This is a genomic window from Nocardioides sp. NPDC092400 (assembly GCF_040684155.1).
GTDB lineage: Bacteria > Actinomycetota > Actinomycetes > Propionibacteriales > Nocardioidaceae > Nocardioides.
The window spans coordinates 1-1,182 of the sequence record NZ_JBFBFJ010000021.1 but is presented as its reverse complement, the minus strand read 5'-3'; the positions used below and the strand labels follow the sequence as shown (position 1 = coordinate 1,182).

At 73.1% G+C, this 1,182-nt stretch carries 1 protein-coding gene; it reads right to left on the bottom strand.

Annotated elements, in window-relative coordinates:
- Positions 1–983, bottom strand: a 983-nt coding sequence (locus tag AB0N29_RS20915; protein ID WP_364870197.1) for a methyl-accepting chemotaxis protein, incomplete at its 3' end; no start/stop codon positions are given.
- Between the last annotated feature and the right edge of the window lie 199 nt (positions 984–1,182).

Genomic DNA, 1,182 nt, shown 5'->3' with positions numbered 1-1,182 from the left:
ACCGTCGACACGTTCCGCGACACCTCCTCCGCAGCACCCGAGACCACACCCGCCTGCACCGACGTCTCCTCCGCACCCGCAGCGATCTGCTGCGAGGAGGCGGAGAGCTGCTCCGACGCCGCGGCCACCGCGTCCGCCGAGCCGCTGATGGAGGCCATCAGCTCCCGCAGCCGGGCCGTGGCGGCGTCCATCCCGGTCGCCATCTGGCCGAGCTCGTCTCGGCTGGCGACGTCGGCGCGCCGGGTGAGGTCGCCCTCGGCGAGCGCGTCGATGACCGCCTTGACGCGGCCGGTGTTGCGCGCGACGGCACGAGCGACGGCCCAGCCGAGGGCGAGCGCCAGCGCGAGACCGACGAGCAGGACGAGGACCATCGTGGTCCGCGTCGAGGAGTAGGAGTCCTCGATGGCCGCGACCGCCTCCGCGCCGGTGGTCCGCTCGTGCTCGAGCAGCGTCTCGACCGCGTCGCCCATCTCCGAGGTCAGCGGGCTGACCCGCTGCTCGTTCATGGCCGACCACGCCCGCGTGCGACCGGCGAGCGCGAGCGCGGCCATGTCGGTCGTCTGGATCTCGATGTACTCCTCCGCGACCACCCGGAGGTCGTCGAAGACCGGCTGCACCTCGGCGTCGATGCCGGTCATGTCGTAGGCGTCGGCGGCCTCGAGGAACGTCCGGTACGCCGCGTCGAGGTCCTCCAGCGCGGCCTGCTTGTCGGCGCGGGAGGTCTTGATGACCGTGTCGCGTGCCCGCAGCCGCATGTCGCCGACGGCGATCTGCATGTCCGCGGCGGTGTCGACGCCCAGCAGGTTCTTGGAGTACAGCAGGCGGGCGTCGTCCGTCGTCGCCCCGAGCGAGCGGATCCCGTTGACCCCCACCACCGTGGCCACCAGGGCGGCGACCGCGACGGCGGTGAGGATCTTGGTGCGGATCGAGAGGTCGGCGAACCGCTGCACCGGCGAGCGGCGGGCGGGGGTCGTGCTGGTCATGTGGGTTGCTCCTGTGGCAGGGGTTGGATCGTCGTCGGGCCGGCCCGGGGCGGCCGGGGCGCGCGTCAGCGGACGGTGAAGCGTCCGACCTCGGTGCGGAGGGTGCCGGCGAGCTGGGCGATCTCGCTCACCGCGGCATGGGCCTGCGTGACCGCCTGCGTCGTGGTCTCCGCACCAGCCGCCACACCCGCGATGTTCG